The 21,552-nt window shown below is 71.0% G+C and carries 19 protein-coding genes; 10 read left to right on the forward strand and 9 right to left on the reverse strand.

All coding sequences use genetic code 11. The annotated features are described in order from the left end of the window. Nucleotides 1-7 precede the first annotated feature (7 nt). Nucleotides 8-502 carry a MarR family winged helix-turn-helix transcriptional regulator gene (locus ACGFNP_RS02215; RefSeq protein WP_393313824.1) on the forward strand — a complete coding sequence of 165 codons (495 nt, stop codon included), beginning with the start codon at nt 8-10 and terminating at the stop codon, nt 500-502. Here the strand turns inward: ACGFNP_RS02215 and ACGFNP_RS02220 are convergent. From ACGFNP_RS02220 to ACGFNP_RS02235, 4 genes are all read right to left on the reverse strand, one after another. Beyond that, nucleotides 499-1,281: an ABC transporter permease gene (locus ACGFNP_RS02220; protein WP_358334127.1), complete on the reverse strand. Its 783-nt coding sequence runs from the start codon at nt 1,279-1,281 to the stop codon at nt 499-501. The genes ACGFNP_RS02215 and ACGFNP_RS02220 overlap by 4 nt on opposite strands. After that, a complete protein-coding gene (locus ACGFNP_RS02225; RefSeq protein ID WP_358334130.1) occupies nt 1,281-2,111 on the reverse strand; it encodes an ATP-binding cassette domain-containing protein in 831 nt (276 codons plus the stop codon). The genes ACGFNP_RS02220 and ACGFNP_RS02225 overlap by 1 nt, the downstream gene beginning before the upstream one ends. 119 nt (nt 2,112-2,230) lie before the next feature. Next, nucleotides 2,231-3,388, reverse strand: a complete 1,158-nt coding sequence (locus tag ACGFNP_RS02230) for an amidohydrolase family protein (protein WP_393313828.1) — start codon at nt 3,386-3,388, stop codon at nt 2,231-2,233. A gap of 89 nt (nt 3,389-3,477) precedes the next feature. Beyond that, on the reverse strand, nt 3,478-5,607 hold the full coding sequence (locus tag ACGFNP_RS02235; RefSeq protein ID WP_393313831.1) for an anthranilate synthase component I: 2,130 nt from the start codon (nt 5,605-5,607) through the stop codon (nt 3,478-3,480). Between the two features lie 294 nt (nt 5,608-5,901). Here ACGFNP_RS02235 and ACGFNP_RS02240 point away from each other — a divergent pair, with 294 nt between their 5' ends. The 3 genes from ACGFNP_RS02240 (at nt 5,902) to ACGFNP_RS02250 (ending at nt 9,903) form a co-directional block, all read left to right on the forward strand. After that, the gene (locus tag ACGFNP_RS02240) at nt 5,902-7,350 is read left to right on the forward strand and encodes a glycosyltransferase family 39 protein (RefSeq protein ID WP_393313834.1); all 1,449 of its coding nucleotides are present in this window, start codon (nt 5,902-5,904) and stop codon (nt 7,348-7,350) included. 82 nt (nt 7,351-7,432) lie between these two features. Beyond that, nucleotides 7,433-8,980: a CocE/NonD family hydrolase gene (locus ACGFNP_RS02245; RefSeq protein WP_358334140.1), complete on the forward strand. Its 1,548-nt coding sequence runs from the start codon at nt 7,433-7,435 to the stop codon at nt 8,978-8,980. Continuing rightward, nucleotides 8,962-9,903, forward strand: coding sequence for a WYL domain-containing protein (locus ACGFNP_RS02250; protein WP_358334142.1), 942 nt, complete (start codon nt 8,962-8,964; stop codon nt 9,901-9,903). Before ACGFNP_RS02245 ends, ACGFNP_RS02250 begins: the two co-directional genes overlap by 19 nt. On the opposite strand, the gene ACGFNP_RS02255 is transcribed toward ACGFNP_RS02250, so the two are convergent. Continuing rightward, nucleotides 9,894-10,784, reverse strand: coding sequence for an SDR family oxidoreductase (locus ACGFNP_RS02255; RefSeq protein WP_358334145.1), 891 nt, complete (start codon nt 10,782-10,784; stop codon nt 9,894-9,896). The genes ACGFNP_RS02250 and ACGFNP_RS02255 overlap by 10 nt on opposite strands. 77 nt (nt 10,785-10,861) lie before the next feature. On the opposite strand from ACGFNP_RS02255, the gene ACGFNP_RS02260 reads away from it, so the two are divergent. The 6 genes from ACGFNP_RS02260 to mctP (ACGFNP_RS02285) all read left to right on the forward strand — a co-directional run bounded on the left by ACGFNP_RS02260 (nt 10,862) and on the right by mctP (ACGFNP_RS02285) (nt 15,925). Further along, complete coding sequence (locus ACGFNP_RS02260) at nt 10,862-11,410, forward strand: VOC family protein (RefSeq protein WP_358014274.1); 549 nt, start codon at nt 10,862-10,864, stop codon at nt 11,408-11,410. Beyond that, nucleotides 11,410-12,090, forward strand: a complete 681-nt coding sequence (locus ACGFNP_RS02265) for a carboxymuconolactone decarboxylase family protein (RefSeq protein ID WP_393313839.1) — start codon at nt 11,410-11,412, stop codon at nt 12,088-12,090. Before ACGFNP_RS02260 ends, ACGFNP_RS02265 begins: the two co-directional genes overlap by 1 nt. A gap of 61 nt (nt 12,091-12,151) precedes the next feature. Further along, nucleotides 12,152-12,361 (forward strand): DUF3311 domain-containing protein, encoded by a 210-nt coding sequence (locus ACGFNP_RS02270; protein ID WP_358334152.1) that lies wholly within the window; start codon nt 12,152-12,154, stop codon nt 12,359-12,361. Then, the gene (gene mctP / locus ACGFNP_RS02275) at nt 12,358-13,968 is read left to right on the forward strand and encodes a monocarboxylate uptake permease MctP (RefSeq protein WP_393313842.1); all 1,611 of its coding nucleotides are present in this window, start codon (nt 12,358-12,360) and stop codon (nt 13,966-13,968) included. Before ACGFNP_RS02270 ends, mctP (ACGFNP_RS02275) begins: the two co-directional genes overlap by 4 nt. Before the next feature lie 140 nt (nt 13,969-14,108). Then, nucleotides 14,109-14,318 carry a DUF3311 domain-containing protein gene (locus ACGFNP_RS02280; RefSeq protein ID WP_358334158.1) on the forward strand — a complete coding sequence of 70 codons (210 nt, stop codon included), beginning with the start codon at nt 14,109-14,111 and terminating at the stop codon, nt 14,316-14,318. Continuing rightward, nucleotides 14,315-15,925 (forward strand): monocarboxylate uptake permease MctP, encoded by a 1,611-nt coding sequence (mctP, locus tag ACGFNP_RS02285; RefSeq protein ID WP_393313845.1) that lies wholly within the window; start codon nt 14,315-14,317, stop codon nt 15,923-15,925. The genes ACGFNP_RS02280 and mctP (ACGFNP_RS02285) overlap by 4 nt, the downstream gene beginning before the upstream one ends. Nucleotides 15,926-16,037: 112 nt before the next feature. Here the strand turns inward: mctP (ACGFNP_RS02285) and ACGFNP_RS02290 are convergent, their stop codons facing one another. The 4 genes from ACGFNP_RS02290 to ACGFNP_RS02305 form a co-directional block, all read right to left on the reverse strand. Then, entirely contained in the window at nt 16,038-16,379 is a 342-nt protein-coding gene (locus ACGFNP_RS02290; RefSeq protein ID WP_358334164.1) for a DUF6285 domain-containing protein, read from the reverse strand. Between the two features lie 69 nt (nt 16,380-16,448). After that, nucleotides 16,449-20,111, reverse strand: a complete 3,663-nt coding sequence (locus ACGFNP_RS02295) for a CHAT domain-containing protein (RefSeq protein ID WP_393313849.1) — start codon at nt 20,109-20,111, stop codon at nt 16,449-16,451. Beyond that, complete coding sequence (locus ACGFNP_RS02300; protein WP_393313852.1) at nt 20,108-21,277, reverse strand: CATRA conflict system CASPASE/TPR repeat-associated protein; 1,170 nt, start codon at nt 21,275-21,277, stop codon at nt 20,108-20,110. The genes ACGFNP_RS02295 and ACGFNP_RS02300 overlap by 4 nt, the downstream gene beginning before the upstream one ends. Continuing rightward, the gene (locus tag ACGFNP_RS02305; protein WP_358334172.1) at nt 21,264-21,542 is read right to left on the reverse strand and encodes a CATRA system-associated protein; all 279 of its coding nucleotides are present in this window, start codon (nt 21,540-21,542) and stop codon (nt 21,264-21,266) included. The genes ACGFNP_RS02300 and ACGFNP_RS02305 overlap by 14 nt, the downstream gene beginning before the upstream one ends. Between the last annotated feature and the right edge of the window lie 10 nt (nt 21,543-21,552).

The following is a 21,552-nucleotide window of genomic DNA, read 5'->3' on the forward strand; positions in this document are numbered from 1 at the left end:
GGGTCCGTTGGTCGAGGGGCTCGACCATGACGAGCAGCGGGCCTGGCAGGGCCTGCTCGCGGTGATGCTTGTGGGCATTCCGCAGGTGGAGCGTACGTTCCGCACCTACGGCCTGGTCCACATCGAGTACGGCCTGCTCAACACGCTGGCCACCGGGCCGTTGCGGCTCAGCGACCTGGCCACCCTGGGCAACGTCTCGATCAGCCGGCTCAGTCACCGGGTGAGCAAGCTCGTCGAGCGCGGCTACGTACGGCTGCGGCCCGACGAGAACGACGGCCGGGCCAGTGTCGCCGAGATCACCGACGAGGGGCGGGCGGTCGTCGCCGCGATCGCCCCGGAGCACGCGCGGGCCCTGCGTGAGGTGCTGTTCGACCACCTCACGCCCGAGCAGGTCGCCGCGCTGGCCGACGCCATGCAGAGCGTCGGGGCCAAGCTCGGCGCCTGCATGGAGGACGGCCGCCCGAAAGAGCAGGCCGGGCCCGGCCCCACAGGGTGCGGCTAGGTGATGTCGCGCCGGATCGTCGTGGCCGAGGCGACGGCCGAGAAGAGCACCGCGTAACCGAGCAGCACCACGGCGCCGGCCCAGGCCGGCAGCAGATAGTCGGTGCCGAGCCCGAGATCGACGCCGCTGTCGGTCACCGCGCCGCCCGCGCCGGCCGGCGTCCACTTGCCGACGGGCCGCAACGCGGGGATCGCGTTGACCAGCCCCTCGACGATGAACACCCACACCACCGCGGCGACGATCGCGCCGAGCTGGTTCTTGATCAGCGCGCCGAGCCCGACACCGAACAGTGTGTAGAGCACCAGCACGGCCAGCACGCCCACGGCGATGCGCAGGATCTTCGCGGACAGGACCAGCTCACCGTGGGACAGCGGGACGGACACGGCCACCGCGACGGCGGTCAGCGCCAGTACGACCAGCCCGAAGGCCAGTCCGACGACCACTCCCGCACCGAGCTTGGCCATGACCACGCGCTCACGCCTCGGCGTGGTGAGGAACGTGGTGGTGATGGTCTGGTACCGGTATTCGGCGGTCATCATGACGACCCCGAGGATCATCGGGAACAGCGCGCCGCTCGCCCCGAGCCCCCACATCAGCTCCTGGAAGGGCACGGTGTCCCTGCCGGGGAAGATGGGCTGGCCGTTCGGCCCGCCGCTCTGGCCCGCGAACCCGATCGTGAGACCGAGCTGCAGGAGCACGTAGGCGATCGTGACGGCCAGCATCACCCACCAGAGCCTGGTGGTCCGGAGCTTGAGCAGCTCTGCCTTGATCAGCGTCATCAGCCCTGCCCCTCCCCCGTCAGCTCCAGGAAGACCTGCTGCAGGTCGGAGCGCTCCTGGGCGACCTCGCTCAGCACGACCTTCGCGTCGAGCGCGATCTGGCCGATGCTCTCTGAGTCGAGGCCGCTCACGCGCAGGAACCCGTCATGCCGCTCGACCGTGGCTCCGGCGTGTTCGAGGGCCGGGACGAGCTCGTCGGCGCGCGTGGTGCGTACCCTGACGGCCGCGTCACCGTTGGAGACGAGCTCGTCCAGGCTGCCCTGCCGGACCAGCCGGCCCTTGGCGATGATCACCACGTTGTCGACGATCTGCTCGACCTCGGCCAGCACGTGGCTGGAGACCAGGACGGCGGCGCCCTGCTCGTGGGACAGGTAACGCAGGAAACCGCGTAACCATTGGATGCCCGCCGGGTCGAGCCCGTTGGCGGGCTCGTCGAGGATGAGCACCTTGGGACGGCCGATCAGCGCGGTGGCCAGCGCCAGCCGCTGCCGCATGCCCAGCGAGAAGGCCAGCACCCGCTTGTCGGCCACGTCGGCGAGGCCGACCTGTTCCAACGCCTCCGTGGCGCGCTCGCGGGGCAGCCGGGCCGCCGTGCAGAGCACCCGGAGATGGTTGAGGGCCGTACGGCCCGGATGGAAGTTGGTGGCTTCGAGCACCGCGCCCACCTCGCTGAGGGGATGCGGCAGCTCGACGTAGCGCCGGCCGTTGACCAGCGCCGTGCCGGAATCGGCGGTGCACAGCCCGAGCAGGCTGCGCAGGGTGGTGGTCTTGCCCGCCCCGTTCGGGCCAAGGTAGCCGGTGATCGTCGCCGGCTCCACTGTGAACGACACCCCGTCGACCGCGCGTACCGGTCCGAATGCCTTGCAAAGGTTTCGAATCTCGATCGCACTCATCGTGTGGCCATTATCACGACTTTGGGATGATTCGCGCCTCCTACCCGAGGAGGAATTCAGAGCCGGTATACCCGGCGGGCATTCCCGGAGCCGATCATGTGAGCCACCCGGGCGGCGTCGGCGGCGCTCCACTCCCCCGCGTCGAGCCGCGACTTGAGCGCGGCGGCCAGGGCCCGGCGGAAGTAGAGGGCGCCCAGGTGGCCGGTCTCGGCCACGCCGTGACAGTCGGAGCCGAAGAGCTGCTTGTGGAAGGGCACCAGCTCCAGCAGCTCATCCATGATCCGCGCGGACCCGGCGGCGCTGTAGGTCAGCGCGCGGCCGACGTCGACGTAGACGTGCGGGAAGACGCCGGCCAGGTAGGCGGCCTGGCGGTGGAACGGGTAGCAGTGCAGCAGCACCACCGGCACGCCGATCGGCTGCAGCGCCTTGACGAACGTGGTCATCCTGGCCGGATCGGTGCGATGCGGGCCCGGGTGGAACCCGTGATCGGGGTCGCCGAAGCCGGCGTGGAACTGCACGGGCAGGCCGCGTTCCCTGGCCACGTCGACGGCGGTCCACAGCAGGTAACGCAGCAGGATCGGGTCGGTCAGCGGCTCCTTGGGGTCGGACAGCCGGCGGTTGGCCGCCGCGATGACCGCGCCCCTGCTGGGCCTCGACGGGTCGAAGTCGAGGCCGCACCGGTAGCCGATGACCGTCGCCATCCCCACGGCTCTGGCGGCCCTGGCGGTGAGCTCCTCGGCCAGGCTGTCCATGTAGTCGAGGGCCAGCTGGGCCATCTCGGCCACGTCGTGCTCGATCTGCTCGATGCTGACGACCTCGTTCGCGGCCGCGTCGCCGTGGCGGGCCAGCTCGGCGGCGCTCAGCAGCTCGGCGCCCTCCGTGCCGGTGTCGACCAGGAACGCCCCCACCCCGGCGGCCCGCAGCAGCCGCCGGTTGACCTCCTCGGCGCCGAGCTCGGCCCGGCGGGCCAGGTAGAGGGCGGGAGGGGTGTGCGGCTCCAGGTCGAGCACGGGCGCGCACCAGCGGCGGATGGCCGCGCCGATCGGCGCGTCGAAGTGGGTGGTGCCGGGCGGCGCCGGGCAGCCGCCCTCGTTGATCAGCAGCTCGAACTGGGCCCTGGACAGGTCGTCGCGGCGCACCCCGTGACAGTGGTGGTCGACGAGCGGGGCGAGGAGGGCGTCACGCACCGTATCGGGTAGATCTACGGGGAGCATGCGGAGACTCTAAGTGCTCTCCGCACGCCCCCGTTGCCGTTTTACCTACCGGAAAGACGCGCTAGATCCTCACCTTTGGGCAGGCGTCCTCACCGGCGGGCCAAACGGAGGACGTTGGCGATGACCTTCGCGCCCGCGCCGCCCTCGGCGGTGAGGATCGACTCCGGGTGGAACTGCACGGCGAAGCGGCGCCGCTCGGTGTCCTCGATCGCCATGACGTTGCCGTCCGGCGTGACCGCGGTCGGGGTGAAGCCGACCACGCCCGCCCGCTTGGCGTGCAGGGAGTGGTAGCGGGCCGCGACGAACTCCTCGGGCAGGCCGTCGAGCAGCGCGTCGCCGCCACCCAGCCGGGTGACCTGGCCGCGCTTGCCGTGCTCGGGGTAGTCGAGCAGCTCCAGCGAGCCGCCCGCGTGCTCGACCATCGCCTGCAGGCCGAGGCAGACGCCGAAGACCGGCAGGTCGCGGGCGTAGATCTGGTCGATGAGCGCCGACATGCCGAAGTCGGACGGCCAGCCGGGCCCCGGCGACAGGACGACGAGGTCGGGCGCCAGGTCGTCGAGCATGGCCGCCGGGAAGCCGTGGCGCAGCGTGACCACCTCGGCGCCCTCCTGGCGGAAGTAGTCGGCGAGCGTGTTGACGAAGGAGTCCTCGTGGTCGACGAGCAGCACCTTCATGCCCTGGCCCGGCTGCTCGCGGGTGGGCGTGACCGGCTGGGCGTGCGGCTGGTTGACCGCGGCCAGGGCGCCGAGCAGGGCGCTGGCCTTCAGCTCGGTCTCGCGCTCCTCGGCTTCGGGGTCGGAGTCGAACAGCAGGGTGGCGCCGGCCCTGACGGTCGCCAGGCCGTTCTTGATCTGGGCGGTGCGCAGGGTCAGGCCGGTGTTCATGGAGCCGTCGAAGCCGATGAAGCCGATGGCGCCGCCGTACCACCTGCGGGTGGTGGCCTCGTGGTCCTCGATGAACTGCATCGCCCAGGTCTTGGGCGCGCCGGTGACCGTGACGGCCCACATGTGGGTGAGGAAGGCGTCAAGGGCGTCGAACTCGGGGCGCAACCGGCCTTCGATGTGGTCGACGGTGTGGATCAGGCGGGAGTAGAGCTCGATCTGGCGGCGGCCGATGACCCTGACGGAGCCGGGCACGCAGATGCGCGACTTGTCGTTGCGGTCGACGTCGGTGCACATGGTCAGCTCCGACTCCTCCTTGACGCTGGTCAGGAGGGTGCGGATGGCCTCGGCGTCCTCGATCGGGTTGCTGCCGCGGGCGATCGTGCCGGAGATGGGGCAGGTCTCGACGCGGTCGCCGCTCACCCGGACGTACATCTCGGGCGAGGCGCCGACCAGGTGCTCGCCCTCGCCGAGGCTGATGATGAACTCGTACGGGGCCGGGTTGCTGTGGCGCAGGCCGCGGAAGAAGGCCGACGGGTCGGTGCAGGTGGCGTGGAAGACCTGGCCGGGCACCACCTCGAACAGGTCGCCGCGCTTGAACTTCTCCTTGGCGGCGGCCACGACCTTGGCGTAGTCGCCCCGCTTCGGGTCGGCGGGCACCTCGGCGGGCTCGGTGATGGGCACGGACGCGCCGGTGCGCTCCAGGCCGCGGGTGGTGGCGCCGTCGACGGTGAACTCGTAGCGGTATTCGACGCTGGTCTCGCGCTGGCGGTCGATCACCACCAGCCGGTCGGGCAGGTGCAGCACCAGGTCGCGCTGGTCGTCGGGGCGGACGAGCTCCTGCCTGATCGGCTCGAACTGGAAGGCCAGGTCGTAGCCGAAGGAGCCGTAGAGGCCCAGGTGCGGGTCGTCGCCCCGGAAGGCGGCGATGACCTCGCGGATCGCGGTGAACACGGTGGGCCGGCGGCTGCGCATCTCCTCCGTGAGCAGGTCCGCCGACTCGGGCACGTGCACCTCGACGAAGTCGGCGGTCGGCTCCTCGACGGGCTTGCCCGCGGCCAGCAGGCAGGAGACCACGGCGGGCAGCACGACCCTGCCGCGCGCGTTGAGCGCCCTGGCGGAGATCCGGCGGCCCTTGGCGACCAGCTCCAGGCAGGGGTCGACGTAGCCGAAGGCCCATCGGCTGTAGCGACCCGGGTAGTCCATCCCGGAGGAGAAGGCGCCACCGCGCCTCTCTCCGAGTGCCGTCACGATCTCTTCGAGCGCTTCCTCCGGCACTTGGCGTACCTCACGCTCGACGCCGATGCCCCCGGCGGTGGTATATCCGCTCGTCTCCACTGCTGCCCCTTGTCGAAAACCCGATGGTTCAAAACCCGATGGTTCAAACGCTGATGCCCCGGGGGCGGACACGAGAAAGGCCGCCTTCCGGGGCGGCCGTCCGTTGAGGAATGCGAATCACGCGCCGCCTAGGAGCGGCGCCACCACTGAAGCTGCAACGAGATTCGCATGTGGCAAGCGTAACCGGCGCGCGATGATCACGCAACGCGCCCGCGCCGGACGGGTGCTACCTGAGGGAAATGCCGGAAAAATAAGGGGTGTGCTCCTGCTGAGGAGCGGCTAGCTTCAGCAATCATGGAACGGCCTCCGTTACTGGCGTGGCGCACGGTCACGTTGATCTCGATCTTGCTGTTCGCGGTTCTGCTGCTCCTCAGCGGCCGTTATGGATATCACCGCGATGAGCTGTACTTCCGCGTGCTGGCCGAGCATCCGGCCTGGGGCTACGTCGACCAGCCTCCCCTCGCGCCGATGGCGGCCAAGCTGTCGATCGCCGTGTTCGGCGACACGCTCTTCGGGATCAGGGTGCTGCCCGCGCTGGCCGCGGCGCTCCTCGTCGTGCTGGTCACGCTGATCACGCGCGAGCTGGGCGGCCGGGGCGTCGCGCAGATACTGGCCGCGCTCGGCACGGCGACCGGCGGCTACACCTTGATCGCCGGGCACGCGATCCTGACGCTCAGCTTCGACCTGCCGTTCTGGGCGGCGGCCATCCTGTTCATGACCAAGGCGCTGATGCGCGAGCAGCCACGGTGGTGGCCGGCCGTCGGCGTGATCGTCGGGCTGGCGACCTACAACAAGTACCTGATCGTCATGCTGCTGCTGGGGCTGGCGGCCGGGCTGGTGGCCGTGGGGCCGCGCCGGGTGCTGGCCGGCCCCTGGCTGTGGGGTGGCGCGCTGATCGCGGTGGCGCTGGCCATACCGAACCTGCTCTATCAGGCCACCCACGACTGGCCGCAGCTCACGATGGCGGCGGCGCTGAGCGCCGATCGGGGCGGCGAGTTGCGGGCGCTGTTCGTGCCCATGCAGCTCACGCTGTTCGGGCCGGTCGTGACCGTCATCGGCGCGTTCGGCTGGCTGCGTCTGTGGCGCGACCGGCGGGTGCGGGCGCTGGCCGTCGCCTATCCCGCCGCGGCTGCGGCGACGCTGATCAGCGGCGGGCGCTTCGACTACACGGCGGGCCTGATCCTGCTGCTGTTCGCGGCGGGCTGCGTGAGCGTGGAGGCGGCGGGGCCGGGCAAGGTACGGCCGGCCGGCGTGGCCCTCGTGCTGAACGGCCTGGGATCGGCCGTGATCGCGCTGCCGCTGATCCCGGTCGACACGGTGGGCGCGACGCCGGTGCCGGCGATCAACGAGGTGGTGCGCGAGTCCATCGGCTGGCCGGAGTTCGCGGCCAAGGTCACGAACGTGCTGGGGTCGCTGCCGCCGGCGGACCGGGCGCGGGCCATCGTCATGACCGGCAGCTACGGCGAGCACGGCGCGCTCGTACGTGCCGGGATCCCGCGCGTCTACAGCGGCCAGAACCAGCTCCACGAGTACGGCCCGCCGGCCGAGAGCGCGGACGTGGCGGTGATGGTGAACATCGGCCCGCGCGGCAGGGACTTCCAGTACCGAAGCTGCGAGCAGAAGGACCGCGTCGACAACGGCGTCGGTCTCGACAACGAACTGCAGGGCATGGGCATCTTCCTGTGCCGGGGGCTCAAGCAGCCGTGGAGCGTCGCCTGGCCGTCCTATCGGCACTTCGACTGACCCCGGGGTATCGCGCCCCTGGGGCATCTGTTACTGGTAGGTAATGCGACGAGTGCGGGTCCGGCGTGACCTTCCCGTTCCGATGCCCGACGGAGTGACCCTGCTGGCCGACCACTACGCGCCGGTCAGGTCGGACCGGGCGCCGGTGATCCTGATCCGCTCGCCGTACGGCAGGCGGGGCGTGTTCAGCTGGGTGTACGGCCGGGGCTTCGCCAGGCGCGGCTTCCAGGTGGTGATCCAGAGCTGCCGGGGCGGTTTCGGCTCGGGCGGCACGCTCGACCCCCTCGGCGACGAGCACGACGACGGCCTGGCCACCGTGGCCTGGATGCGCGAGCAGCCCTGGTACGGCGGGTCGTTCGCGATGTTCGGCCCCTCCTATCTCGGCTACACCCAGTGGGCCATCGCGGCCGACGCCGGGCCGGAGCTGAAGGCCATGGCCACGCAGATCACCGCCTCGCAGTTCAGGGACGCCGCCTACGTGGGCGGGGCGTTCGCGCTGGAGTCGGCGCTGAGCTGGACCACGCTGACCGACGCCATGTCGCGCCGCTTCGGTGGTACGGCGATGCTGACGGCGCCCCGGCTCACCCGCAGGGCCGTCCTGTCCGGGCGGCCGGTGGCCGAGCTGGATCTGGTGACGGCGGGGCGGCCGCTGCCGTTCTTCCAGGACCTCCTGGCGCACCACGCCGACCCGGCGGTGCCGTACTGGGACAAGCGTGACTTCTCCCCGAAGGTCGGCGAGGTGGAGGCGGCCGTCACCATGCTGGGCGGCTGGTACGACGTGTTCCTGCCGTGGCAGCTCAAGGACTATCAGGCGATGCGGGCGGCGGGGCGCCGGCCGTACCTGACGATCGGGCCCTGGTACCACGTGGACGCCCGGCACGGGCGGCCCTCCATGGCCGACGCGCTGGCCTGGTTCCGCGCGCACCTGCTGGGCGACCGGTCCGGGCTGCGGGCCGAGCCGGTGCGGTTGTACGTGACGGGGGCCGAGGAGTGGCGCGACTACCCCGACTGGCCGGTGCCCGGGATGCGGCAGGAGCGCTGGCACCTGCGGCGCGGCTTCGGGCTCGGGACCGAACCTCCGGAGGAGGGTGAGCCGGACCGGTTCCGCTACCACCCGGACCATCCGACGCCGGTGATCGGCGGGCCGGTGCTGCTGGCCGACTCCAGGCCGCGCGACCAGCGGCGCTTAGAGGCACGACGCGACGTGCTGGTCTACAGCTCTCCCGCGCTGGAGTCGGACGTGGAGCTGGTCGGGCCGGTCGGCGCCGAGCTGTTCGTCAGATCGAGCACGCCGTACGTGGACGTGGTCGTGCGTGTCTGCGACGTGCATCCGGACGGCCGCTCGCTCAACGTGTGCGAGGGTGTGCGGCGGCTGGGTCCCGACCTGCCGGGGGACATCCGGCGGGTGCTGGTGGACCTGTGGCCGGTCGGGCACCGGTTCGCGCGCGACCACCGGATCCGGGTGCAGGTGGCCGCTGGGGCGTACCCGACGATCGACCGCAATCCGGGCACCGGCCGGCCGCTCGGGCTCGGCGGCGAGATGGTGCCCGCCGACGTCGAGGTGTTCCACTCCCCCGAGCACCCCTCGGCCATGCTGCTGCCCGTCCTGCCATGCGCGCCGCGCGATTGATGTCGCTGCTCCTGCTGTTGCAGGGGCGCGGCGGGATGACGGCGGCGGAGCTGGCCAAGGAGCTGGAGGTGTCGGAGCGGACCATCCACCGCGACGTGCTCGCGCTGGCGGAGTCGGGGGTACCGGTCTACGCCGACCGGGGGCGCGGCGGCGGCTACCGGCTGCTGGACGGCTACCGTACCCGGCTGACCGGGCTCGACCGGGCCGAGGCGGAGGCGTTGTTCCTGTCGGGTGTGCCGGCGGCGCTGCGGGAGATGGGGCTGGAGGAGGTGGCCGCGACGGCCCGGCTGAAGGCCGCCGCGGCGCTGTCCCCGGGCGTGCGCGACGCGCCCGCGACGGCCGCGCAGCGCTTCCACCTGGACGCGCCCGGCTGGTTCGCCGGCGACTCCCCGCCGCCGGCCGCGCTCGCCCCGCTGGCCAGGGCCGTCTGGCGGGACCTCTCGGTGACGGCCGTCTACAAGGACGCGGAGCGGACGCTGGAGCCGTACGGGCTCGTGCTCAAGGCGGGCGCCTGGTATCTGGCGGCGCGGAGCGGCGAGCGGTTCCTGATCTTCCGGGTGGACCGTTTCGGGGAGATCGGCGTGCTCGCCCGGGTCTTCGAGCGCGACCCGGGCTTCGACCTGGCGGCCTTCTGGGCGGGGCAGTCCGCGGCGTTCAGCCGGTCGCTGCTGCGCGAGACGGTCACGCTGCGGCTGAGCGAGGCGGGGGTGCGCCTGCTGCGCCACATCGCCGACCCGGCCGCCCTGCCCGGCGCGCTGGCCTCGCTCCAGCCCGACGGGACGGTCCGGCTGGGGGTGGAGTCGGTGCGGGTGGCCTACGGGCAGGTGCTGCGGTTCGGGCCGGAGGCGGAGGTGCTCGGGCCACCGGAGCTGCGCGCCCTGGTGGCCGAAGCGGCGGCCCGGCTCGCGGCCCTCTACCGGTAGTCCTCCGGGTCGACCTCCTTTCCGGCCTCCCGCACCTCCGTGATGAACCGCCACACGTCCGGCCTGCTGCCGTCCAGGTCCGTGAACCCGTACACCTGGGCCAGCTCACCGCTGGAGACCGACTTGCCCGACCAGCGCCGCTTGTCGGGATCGGTGGCCAGGGCGGCGACCGCGCGACCGGCGTAGGCCGGTGATTCCGACACCGCCCACGCGGGGTCGGGCTTGGCCTCGCGCCAGGTCTCCTCGGTGACGCCGAACAACTCCAGCATGGCCTCCGAGCGCAGGAACCCCGGCGTGAGCGCCACCGCCGTACCGCCGTGCGGCTCCAGGTCGTGTGCCTGGCTGAAGGCGAGCCGGTTCACCGACACCTTGGCCAGGTCGTAGTACGGCGAGACCCGGTAGTGGGTGTCGTTGTAGTCCGTGGTGCCGTCGGTCACCTCGACCACCAGGCCGCCCGGGTTGCGGATCAGCAGCGGCAGCAGGTGGTGACTGGTGATGAGGTGCGTGTCGATCGCCAGCCTGAGCAGCCGCAATCCGTTGGCCAGGTCGTGCTTCCACACCGGCGTGTCCCACTCGTACAGCGGCTCGCCGCCCCACACGTCGTTGACCAGCACGTCGAGCCGTCCCTGCTCGCGGTCGATCCGCTCGGCCAACACCTTGACCTGGGCCGGATCCAGGTGGTCCACCCGCACCGCGATGCCGGTGCCGCCGGCCCGCGTGACCAGTTCGGCCGTCTCCTCGATCGTCTCGGACCGGTTCAGCTCCGAGCGACCCTCACGCGTCGATCTGCCGGTGCAGTACACGGTCGCGCCGACCGCGCCCAGCTGGACCGCTATTCCTCGTCCCGTTCCGCGGGTCGCGCCCGCCACCAGAGCAATCATGGGGCCATGTTCGCCCGGAAAGAGGACATCTCCTGTCATGTTTTCCGCCGGAGCCCTGTGATAAGTAAGGAGTTACTATGAACAGCGAATTCGAGTTGCGCGGGGTCAACCACATCGCGCTGGTCTGCTCGGACATGAAGCAGACCGTCGACTTCTACTCCGGTGTGCTCGGCATGCCGCTGATCAAGACGATCGAGCTGCCGATGGGCTGGGGGCAGCACTTCTTCTTCGACTGCGGCGGCGGCAACGCGCTGGCCTTCTTCTGGTTCCCCGACGCGCCCGAGGGCGTGCCCGGCGTGTCGGCGCCGCGCAACCTGCCCGACCGGGGCGAGCTGCTGTCGGCCGTCGGGTCGATGAACCACATCGCCTTCGACGTGCCGCCCGAGCGGATCGAGGAGTACCGCGAGCGGCTGGTCGCCAAGGGCATCGACGTCGGCGTGCTGCTCAACCATGACGACAGTGAGTTCGGCGTGGCGCCGAAGATGCACGACGGCGTGTTCGTCCGGTCGATCTACTTCAAGGATCCCGACGGGGTGCTGGTCGAGTTCGCCGCCTGGACCCGGCCGGTCGGGCAGCCCGGCGACGTACGGCACGAGCCGAGGACCGCCGCCGAGCGGACCGTCTGATGCCGCGGCTCCAGCCGGTGCCCCGCGAGGAGATGACCGACCCGCTGGTGGTGTTCTTCTACGACCAGCTGTTCTCGCCGGATCGGGCGGGCACGGCGACGGGCTCGCCCGGCGACTGGTGGACGGTGTTCGCGCTCGACCCGAAGATCTTCCGGCACGCCGTCAAGGGCTTCCAGCTCTACCGGGAGTCCGCGCTGGACCCGGTGCTGCGTGAGCTCGGCCAGACCAGGGCGGGGTGGGCGCGGCAGAGCCAGTTCGTCTTCTCCCAGCACTGCAAGCAGTTGCGGGCCCTCGGCGTACCCGAGGAGAAGGTGCGGGCGGTCGCGCACTGGCAGGTCAGCGACGTGTTCGGCGAGCTGGAGCGGGCCGTGCTCGCCTACACCGACGGGCTCGTGCTCGACGGCGGGCGGGTGCACGACGAGGTGTTCGCGGTGCTCCGCGCGCACCTGCCGGACGAGCAGATCCTGGAGCTCACCTACGCGACCTGCCTGTACGAGATGCACGCCACGATGGCCAGGGCGCTGCGGCTGGAGTTCGACGACCGGCCCGACCCGATCGTCGAGGTGCCCGCGCCCGAGGGCTACGGCATGCGCGATATCGCCGACGAAGTCGCCACCGAAGTCGCCGCCGAACTGACCGTTCGTCGCGAGGAGCCGACCACTCGTCGATCAGTGACCTGACCGAAATAATCACGTCATTAGTCTCCGGGGCAAGAGCCGCATCTCCCCTTAGGAGACCGCCTTGCCCGATGACAAGAGTGACCGCAGCCCTTGGAACTGGCTGCTGCTCATCCCCATCGCCATCCCCCTGATGCCGTTCCTGTACAACTCCGCCGAGCCCAGCCTGCTCGGCTTCCCGCTGTTCTACTGGCTGCAGATCGCCTTCATCGCCCTCGGCGTCGGCACGACCACGCTCGTCTACCAGATGACGAAGCGCAGGAGGCAGCGGTGAGCGAGCACCTGACCGAGATCATCATCTTCTCCACCCTGTTCCTGGTGGTCAGCGGCATGGGCTTCGTCGCCGCCCGGTGGCGCCGGCCCGACAACCTGGCCAGCCTCAACGAGTGGGGGCTCGGCGGGCGCAACTTCGGGTCGTGGATCACCTGGTTCCTCATCGGTGGCGACCTCTACACCGCCTACACGTTCGTGGCCGTGCCCGCCCTGCTGTTCGGCGCGGGTGCCGCCGGGTTCTTCGCGGTGCCGTACACGGTGATCACGTACCCGATCGTGTTCTTCATCATGATCAGGCTGTGGTCGGTGTCGCACGTGCACAGCCTGGTCACGCCGGCCGACTTCGTGCGGGTGCGGTTCGGGTCGCCGACGCTGGCGCTGCTGGTGGCCATCACCGGCATCGTGGCGACCATGCCGTACATCGCGCTGCAGCTCGTCGGCATCGAGGCCGTGCTGAAGACGATGGGCGTGGCCGGCAGCGGGTTCCTCAGCGACCTGCCGCTGATCATCGCGTTCGTGATCCTGGCCGCGTACACCTACCAGTCGGGGCTGCGGGCGCCCGCGCTCATCGCGTTCGTCAAGGACATCCTCATCTATCTGGTCATCCTCGTCGCGATCATCTACATCCCGGCCCGGCTGGGCGGCTGGAGCCAGATCTTCGGCGACGCCGCGGCCAAGTTCCAGGCCACCCCGGCGCCCAACGACGGGGTCCTGCTCAACGCCAACAACCAGCTCCAGTACGTCACGCTGGCGCTGGGCTCGGCGCTGGCATTGTTCCTCTATCCGCACAGCGTCACCGGCGTGCTGGCCTCGCGCAACCGCGACGTGATCAAGCGGAACATGTCCGCCCTGCCCGCCTACAGCCTGCTGCTGGCGCTCATCGCGCTGCTCGGCTACATGGCCATCTCGGCGGGCATCAAGCCGATCGGCACCGACGTCAACACCGTCGTGCCGCAGCTGTTCGACCAGATGTTCCCCGACTGGTTCGCGGGCGTCGCGTTCGCGGCCGTCGGCATCGGCGCGCTGGTCCCGGCGGCCATCATGTCGATCGCGGCGGCGAACCTGTTCACCCGCAACATCTACCGCGAGTACATCAACAAGAACCCGACCGACGCCCAGGAGGCCGGGGTCAGCAAGGTCACCTCGCTGGTGGTGAAGGTCGGCGCGGTGCTGTTCATCCTGTTGATCGACCCGCAGTTCTCGATCGACCTGCAGCTCATCGGCGGCGTGATCATCCTGCAGACGCTGCCGTCGGTCGCTCTCGGCCTGTTCACCCGCTGGTTCCACAAGGGCGGCCTGATCGCGGGCTGGACCGCCGGGATGGCCGGCGGCTTCCTCATGCTCTACAACATCGCCAACCCGGCCATCAAACACGAGCACTTCGGCGGCTCGGCGTTCCCGCTGGCCAAGCTGGGCCTCGACACCAAGATGACGATCTACGCGGGTTTCCTGGCGCTGGCCGTCAACCTGATCGTCGCGGTGCTCGGCACCCTGCTGTTCCGGGCGCTCAAGGTCGCGGATGGACCCGACGGCACCTCGCCCGAGCACTACACGGCCGACGAGGGAGACCCGCGCATCAAGGACCTCAACCTGTCCGGAACGACGTGACTCTCCGCATTTAGGCCAAACCGTAACCCTGTAGACATTGGGATTAATCCCCTCGTAAAGCTAATCTCCCTCCATTGACGATTGGTCAGGGGCCGGTTCAGACCGTGGGCCGGCTCCTGATTCATGTTTCGGAGGGGTCGATGACAACCCGGGAACCCGGGCAGGCGCGCAGTGACCGCAGCCCATGGAACTGGCTGCTGGTCCTGCCCATCGCACTGCCGCTGATGACCTTCCTGTTCAACGCCGACGAGCCCCGGCTGCTCGGCTTCCCGCTGTTCTACTGGCTGCAGATCGCCTTCATCCTCGTCGGCGTCGGCTGCACCACGATCGTCTACAGGATGACCAAGTGAACGCCAACGTGACCGAGCTGGTCGTCTTCGCGCTGCTGTTCCTCACGGTGAGCGTCATGGGGTTCGTGGCGGCCAAATGGCGGCGGCCCGAGAACATCGAGAGCCTGCACGAGTGGGGGCTGGGCGGCCGGAACTTCGGCTCCTGGATCACCTGGTTCCTGGTGGGCGGCGACCTCTACACGGCCTACACCTTCGTGGCCGTGCCCGCGCTGGTGTTCGGGGCCGGGGCGCTGGGCTTCTACGCCCTGCCGTACACGGTGGTGGTCTACCCGCTGGTCTTCCTGGTGCTGGCCCGGATGTGGTCGGTGTCGCACGTGCACGGGTTCGTCACTCCGGCCGACTTCGTCCGGGCCCGGTTCGGGTCGCCGACGCTGGCGCTGATCATCGCGATCACCGGCCTGGTGGCGACCATGCCGTACATCGCGCTGCAGCTCGTCGGCATCGAGGCCGTGCTGAAGACGATGGGCATCACCGGGCACCTGCCGATCATCATCGCCTTCGCCATCCTGGCGGCGTACACCTACCAGTCGGGGCTGCGGGCGCCGGCGCTGATCGCGTTCGTCAAGGACACGCTGATCTACATCGTGATCCTGGCGGCGGTCATCTACATCCCGGCCAAGCTCGGCGGCTGGGGGTCGATCTTCGATGCGGCCAAGGCCAAGTTCGACGCGACCCCGGCGCCCGGCGACGGCATCACGCTCAACGCCAACAACCAGCTCCAGTACGTCACGCTGGCCTTCGGTTCGGCGCTCGCGCTGTTCCTCTACCCGCACAGCCTCACCGGCGTGCTGGCCTCGAAGAACCGCGGCGTCATCAAGCGGAACATGGCGGCGCTGCCCGCCTACAGCTTCCTGCTCGGCCTGATCGCGCTGCTCGGCTTCATGGCGATCGCGGCGGGCACCAAGGGGGTCGTGGGCGCGACCGGCAAGGTGGACAACAACACGATCATCCCGGCGCTGTTCGACCAGATGTTCCCCGACTGGTTCGCGGGCGTGGCCTACGCGGCCATCGGCATCGGCGCGCTCGTCCCGGCGGCCATCATGTCGATCGCGGCGGCGAACCTGTTCACCCGTAACATCTACCGCGAATACCTGCGCAAGGACGCCACGGACGCGCAGGAGGCCAAGGTCTCCAAGCTGGTGTCCCTGGTGGTCAAGGTGGGTGCGGTGCTCTGCATCCTGCTGCTCGACCCGCAGTTCTCCATCGACCTGCAGCTCATCGGCGGCGTGATCATCCTGCAGACGCTGCCGTCCGTGGGGCTGGGCCTGTACACGCGCTGGTTCCACAAGGGCGGCCTGATCGCGGGCTGGGCGCTGGGTATGAGCGCGGGCATCTGGATGCTGTACCTGGTCCCGAACCCGGCGACCGGCAAGGCCCACTTCGGCGGGTCGGCGTTCGGGCTGTCGAACCTCGGCCTCGACACCAAGATGACGATCTACGCGGGCTTCCTGGCGCTGGCCGTGAACCTGATCGTGGCGGTGCTCGGCACGCTGCTGTTCCGGGCGCTGAAGGTGGCCGACGGAGAGGACGCGACGTCTCGGGAGGACTACTTCGCGGACGAGGGCGACCCCAAGGTCAAGGACCTGGACCTGGCGGCATCGCACTGATCGCCTTCCAGGTTGGTCAACGGCCGGTTCCCAACCGGGAACCGGCCACGGCCGGTAAGGGCCGGTCACGCGGCGGGCCGGCGCGTGGGTGCCACCCGCCGTTGGCGATCGGCTAGCCGTCGCCGAGATATCCGGGGTTGGCCACCTCCAGCTTGGCCCGTACGGCGTCCCTGAGCGCCTCGACGAGGGCCGAGTCGTCGAAACGGTCCGCACGCACCGCCGCCGCCAGCTCCGCGTCGTCGGCCACCCCCAGCCCGGCCAGCCGCCGCTCGTGCTCCTCCGCCTGGGCCGGGCCCAGCTCGATCTCCCGCTCGACCATGCCGAGCACGTTGATCGCCACGCGCGTGTGGAAGCGCACCCGGCCCTCGACGGCCGGCAGCACGTCGTCGGTCAGGAAGTCGCGGACGGCCGCCACCAACTGGGCCGCCGAGGGGACATCGTGCGGGGCTGCCATCGGGAACTCCTTATCCGTTGGTCGTCTGTGTCTTGTCCCAGCCGCCGGGACGGGCCGCGATCGGAGTCTTCAGGATCCGACGTGCACGTAAGCCGCCCAGAAGATCGGAAACCCCGGGCGGCGGCGGCGCAGCGAGCGTACGGCGAGGTGCAGCGCGGTGGCCGCCGCGTCGGGGTGCGGCTCGCGGGTGCCTCCTGCGGTCAGCACGGTGTACACCTCCTCCGCGACGGCCGGAGCGTGGAGATCGCTGATCGGCCACAGCGAGCCGATCACGTGCGGGAACCCGGCGAGCTGGACCGACGCCGCGATGCTGACCGCCTCGTCGGTCAGTACGTCGCCGCCGCGCGAGGTCTCGCAGCCGCTGAGGAAGGCCAGCTCGGCCCGGTCGAGGCGGCGGGCCGCCAGGTCCCTTACGGTCAGCGGCGGCCCGTGCAACAGCAGCCGGCCGCTGGAGGGATCGGTGGGGTCCTGCACGGCGTGGCAGGCGAAGTGGACCCAGGCGCTCTCGTCCAGCGCGGTGAGGACCCGGTCGCGGGTGGCGTCCGCGCCGGTCAGCTCCAGCCGTTGCGGCAGGTGCCGGCGTACGGCTGCCAGCTCCTTCTCCACGCCTGTCAGCACGGCCGCCCCGTCGACGGCGGGGACGCCGACGAGTAGCACCTGGCGGCCGGCGGCCGGCCCGGACTGTTCGCGGGCGTGCAGCAGGGCTCGCAGGGTGGGGGTGTAGCTGGAGATGACCAGGTCGGGGGCCCGGCCGGCGGCGTGCAGCGGCAGCAGGGTGAGCGGGCCGGTGGGGCACCACCACATCCTGGACGGCGGTTCGCCCAGCGCGTCCAGCACTGGACCGGTGACGTGCTCCCAGAGCCAGTCGAGGCAGGTCACGACCGCTTCGTTGTCCATCGCGGTGTCCATCGCCCTTGCGAACTCCGAGGACCGTGCCCCGACCTGTGCGGCGGTGACGTCCAGAGGCACGACGCGGATGTCTTCGGCAGTGACGAGCAGCGCGTCGCAGCCGTAGCGGCTCACGTTCACCACAGCGACGGGCCCGGCGTCGGCGGCCCGCAGCAGGCTCTCGTGGCGCGGCGGCCGCAGGAAGCCGGCGAAGCCCGGCAGCGCCCTGATCTCGGCGAGGATCTCCTGGCGGCGCCGGCGCAGCGTGTGGCGCTGGTCGAGGCGGCGTTCGCGGTCGACGGCGGGAGCGTCGGGTGGGAGCGCCGGCGCGTCGGCCAGGTCCATGCGTTCGGCGGCGTCGATGGCGTCCTGCACCTCGCCGAGCCGGTCGGCCAGGTCGGGCGCGGCGGCGTACAGGACGTCGCGGGAGGTACGGTTGTCGATGACCTGGGTGAGCATGACGCCTCTGCCCTGCTCCAGCAGCTCCAGCGCGGCGCCCGGGTCGCCCGCCCGGATCGCGGCCGCCGCCGCGTCGCGGGCCAGCCCCTCGTAGTCCCGCAGCACGCGCTCCTGATCGTCGCGGCCGAGCCCGCGCCAGGCCGCCTCGTCCAGCGCGGCCACCGCCGTGGCGAACCCCCTGACCGCCTCCTCGACCAGGCCCGCCTCCATGGCGAACTCGCCCCACCGCTGCCCGACGGCGGCCCGCCAGTCCGCCGCCGCCGTCTCCACCTGAGCGGCCTCGCGGTAGCGGGCGAGCGCCTCGTCGCGCGGCGCCGGCGCGCCCGTCATCCGCCACTGGTCGGTGAGCGCTCCCGCCAGGTGAAACAGCGCGATCGAGGCGTCCGGGTCGTCCGGCGCGCAGGTCGCCACGGCGGTCCGCATCGTCCGCAGCGCCCGCCTGAGGTCCCGGCCCCGGCCGGTCATCGCGTACCGCTTGCGCAGCGCACCCCCGAGCTGGCTGTACGCGGCCGGCCCGCCCGCCGGCTTGGCCCTGACGGCCTCGGTGAGCAGCTCAATGGCCTCGTCCAGGTCAGGGATCTCCTCGACGGCGCCCCTGGGGGCCGGCTCCCCCAGCGCCTCCGCGATCATCGCGGCCAGCGTCGCCCGGGTGATCCGTGGCGACAAAGCTCTGATCAGCAGGGCGCCGCCCAGGTTGACGGTCGCGCGGGTGTACAGCGCGGTCCCGGGCGCGGCGGCGGCCTTGGCGGCGCGGAACACGTCGATCGACTCGTCGAGACCGTCGTCCGTCAGCAGGAGCACCATGCCGAGGGTGTTGAAGACGCCGGGCCGCTGGATGTTGCCGGGCTGCACCGTACGGGCGGCTTCGCGCATCCGTTCCACGGCCTCCCGCAGCGCGGGCGTCTGGCCGGTGTACTTGTACCGCTCCGCCAGCACGGAGGCCAGATTGCCGAGATAGCTGGGACGGTAAGGGCTGGTCGGCGGCGTGGCGGCCAAGGCGTCACGCAGGACGGAGGCGGCCTCCTCCGTGTCCTCGCCCCGGCGGGTCCGCTGGTAGCGCTGCTGCAACGCGCCGCCCAGGTTGGCGCGGTACAGGGCGTAGTTGGCATGGTCGGGGCCCGTCATGGAGGTGGCCGCGCGGTGACTGCTCACCGATTCGTCCAGCTCCGCCAGGTTGCCGGTGAGCTCGTGCCTGAAGAAGAGCGCCGACCCCAGTCCGGTCAGTGCCATCGCGCGCTCCGGGTGCTGCGGTGCGTCCTTGAGCGCCCGCCGGTAACAGTCGATGGCGTCGTCGAGTACCTTCGGACGGCCACCGAACCGGAACTTCAGCATCAGCGCGTTGCCGAGATCCGAGCGGAACATCCCGGCGTTCGGGTCGGTGGGGCGGACGAGCGCCACCCCTCGGCTCAGGACGTCGATCATCTCGTCGAGGTCGTCGACGGTGCCGCTGAACTCCATGCGCAGGCCCAGCACCGCGCCCAGCGAGAGCAGCAGCTGCGGCAGCTCCGGGTGGTCCGGCGGCGCCTGGGTCACGGCCTGGCGGAGCATCTCGACCGCCTGGTCGGCCCGGTCGAGGCGGCCGGAGGTGCGGACGTCCTCGATGAGCATGCCGCCCATGCCCGCGAGGTAGCGCGAGCGGCCGTCGGGGCCGAGGAACGACTCGCCGACGGCCGCGTTCCGTAGCCGCTCCATCATCTCGGGGGTGATGACCGGGATCTCGTCCACCGACATGATGGCGCCCAGCAGGACCGTGATCTCCTGCTTGACCGGCTCGGAAGCCTCGCCGTAGCGGGCCCGCACCTCATCGAGCGCCGCCTTCAGCTCCTCGGCCCTGGCCGGGTCCTCGTGGGCGACGAGCACCAGGGCGTTGGCGAGCTTGGCCAGCCGCCACAGATACCTGTCGCTCGACCGGTCTGTGGCCTGCGCCGACCGGCGCAGCAGGTCGATGCCGCGCAGCAGGTGGTCGCGGTCGCCGGTGCCCATGTGGCTGAGCATGCAGGCCATGCCGTAGTTGGCCAGCACCAGCGGCCGGTCCTCGAGCCGGCCGCCGAGCGCCGCCTCGTACAGCTCCAGGGCTTCCCCGAGGTGCCCGCCGCCGGTCTTGACATGGCCGCCGAGCACGCCCGCCAGCGCCGCCTGGGCCTCGGCCAGTTCGGGCCGTCCGGCCAGAGCCGCCACGGCACGGCGGTGCAGGTCGATGGCCTGGAGGAGGTCCTGCTCGTTCCGGAGCCGGTCGTAGCGCATGCTCAGGGCGTCGCCGTACGAGCTGAGCAGCAGCGGGTCCGGGTCGCGCGCCACCGCCTTGCGGTATCCGGCTATCCCGTCCTCCAGGGCCTTGGTGTCGCCGGTCAGGAGGTATCGGTTGATGTGCTCGGCTGGATTCACCGGCTCCTCCGCCATCTCACGACGCCGAACGCGGTCACGCCGAAGGCCGTCAGGGCCAGGGTGGCCACGATGAAGGGCTTCACGGACTCGGGTATGGGGACGCGGTAGTTCAGTGACTGCACCGCTGTCAGCATCATGATCAGGCTGCCGATGACGGAGGCGCTCAGGACGCCGAAGCGTTCCCAGCGACGCTCGGTCGTCTCCGCTCGCAGCTGCAGCCGCTCAGCGAGCACGATGTCGGCGATCGCCGCGATCTCACGGGCCCGCTCCCGGGTCGCCTCGGCGTAGGCGAGGTCGTCGTCGAGGCGCCGCAGGAACCAGTCGGCCAGCGCCAGGTCGTCGTCGAGCGCCTGGGCGCGCATGTTGTGCAGCGCGATCTCCACGCTCCGCCGCATCTCGCGTAACCGGGTCGCCGCCCAGATCAGCCCCGCCGCCGCCGTCTGCCGCTCGGTGAGCTCGCGCCGGGCCGAGGTCAACCCGGCGTCCCCGAGCAGCGCCATCGTCGCGTCGACCTGCTCGTCGACGCGGCGGCGCGCCGCCCGTACGCTCGCCCCGTCCGCGTAGACGCGCAGGTGGTAACGGATCTTGGCGGCGTGCATCAGGTAACGGGCGAACGGCGCCATCCGGTCGTCGCCCGCCGTCCACGCCCACGCGTCCAGGCGGGTCTCCAGCCTGCGCGGCGCGATCACCGCGAACGCGCGCCGGCTCCGCGCGTCCTGCTCGTAGCCGACCTCCCACAGAGTCATGCCGTCCCTGGCGGCCATCCGGCCCATCGTGTACGGCTGCGGCAAGGCGGCCAGGACCCGATCCGCCCGCCGCGTACGGCCGTAGGCGACGAACAGCCGGCACTCGCCGAGCGCCCACTCGCCGATGTCCGCCCCGGCGCACCCGGCCCAGAGCGCGTCGAGCTCCTTCCACGAACCGCCCGTCAACGCCACGCTCAGGCAGTGCGTGTCGTGTTCCAGCCGCAGCACCGCCTGACACAGCGGCTCGCCGGGCGCCGTCCGCACCTCGGCCTTGCCCACGGTCTCGGCGGGCATGTGCAACCGGTCACCGAGCGCGTCCCACACGTGGCGCAACCGCCGCTCGCCCGTGGCCGCCTCCGGCCCGGACGCGGCCACGAACACGTGGACGATCAGCCCTGGGGCAGGCTCACCCGGCCTCATCGGCCCGGTCCGCGACGGGGGCCGACAGGGTGTGGATCAGCTCGTTGACGCGCTCGCGGGTCGGCTCGGGCATCGGGGTCACCGGTTCTCCGGGGTATTTGGTGGCGATGCGCACGGGCCCGGCCAGCTCCAGGTGGCCGATCTCCGCGTCCGGGTCGGCCGACGCCGCCAGCCCGCGCACGGCCGCGTCCACGTCCGCCCACCTCGCCTCGGGCAACTCCCAGCCGAGAGCCTCGCGCAGCAGCGCCACCGCCTCATCGTGCACGCCGAGCCTC

This window comes from Nonomuraea sp. NPDC049269 (assembly GCF_043197155.1).
Classification (GTDB): Bacteria; Actinomycetota; Actinomycetes; order Streptosporangiales; family Streptosporangiaceae; genus Nonomuraea.

Excerpts from the sequence above, each read along its gene's own strand:
- ACGFNP_RS02220 (WP_358334127.1), bottom strand. The coding sequence starts at position 1,281 with ATGACGCTGATCAAGGCAGAGCTGCTCAAGCTCCGGACCACCAGGCTC.
- ACGFNP_RS02230 (WP_393313828.1), bottom strand. The coding sequence starts at position 3,388 with ATGCTCCCCGTAGATCTACCCGATACGGTGCGTGACGCCCTCCTCGCC.
- ACGFNP_RS02240 (WP_393313834.1), top strand. The coding sequence starts at position 5,902 with ATGGAACGGCCTCCGTTACTGGCGTGGCGCACGGTCACGTTGATCTCG.
- ACGFNP_RS02245 (WP_358334140.1), top strand. The coding sequence starts at position 7,433 with ATGCCCGACGGAGTGACCCTGCTGGCCGACCACTACGCGCCGGTCAGG.
- ACGFNP_RS02250 (WP_358334142.1), top strand. The coding sequence starts at position 8,962 with ATGCGCGCCGCGCGATTGATGTCGCTGCTCCTGCTGTTGCAGGGGCGC.
- ACGFNP_RS02255 (WP_358334145.1), bottom strand. The coding sequence starts at position 10,784 with ATGATTGCTCTGGTGGCGGGCGCGACCCGCGGAACGGGACGAGGAATA.
- ACGFNP_RS02260 (WP_358014274.1), top strand. The coding sequence starts at position 10,862 with ATGAACAGCGAATTCGAGTTGCGCGGGGTCAACCACATCGCGCTGGTC.
- ACGFNP_RS02265 (WP_393313839.1), top strand. The coding sequence starts at position 11,410 with ATGCCGCGGCTCCAGCCGGTGCCCCGCGAGGAGATGACCGACCCGCTG.
- ACGFNP_RS02280 (WP_358334158.1), top strand. The coding sequence starts at position 14,109 with ATGACAACCCGGGAACCCGGGCAGGCGCGCAGTGACCGCAGCCCATGG.
- ACGFNP_RS02290 (WP_358334164.1), bottom strand. The coding sequence starts at position 16,379 with ATGGCAGCCCCGCACGATGTCCCCTCGGCGGCCCAGTTGGTGGCGGCC.
- ACGFNP_RS02300 (WP_393313852.1), bottom strand. The coding sequence starts at position 21,277 with ATGAGGCCGGGTGAGCCTGCCCCAGGGCTGATCGTCCACGTGTTCGTG.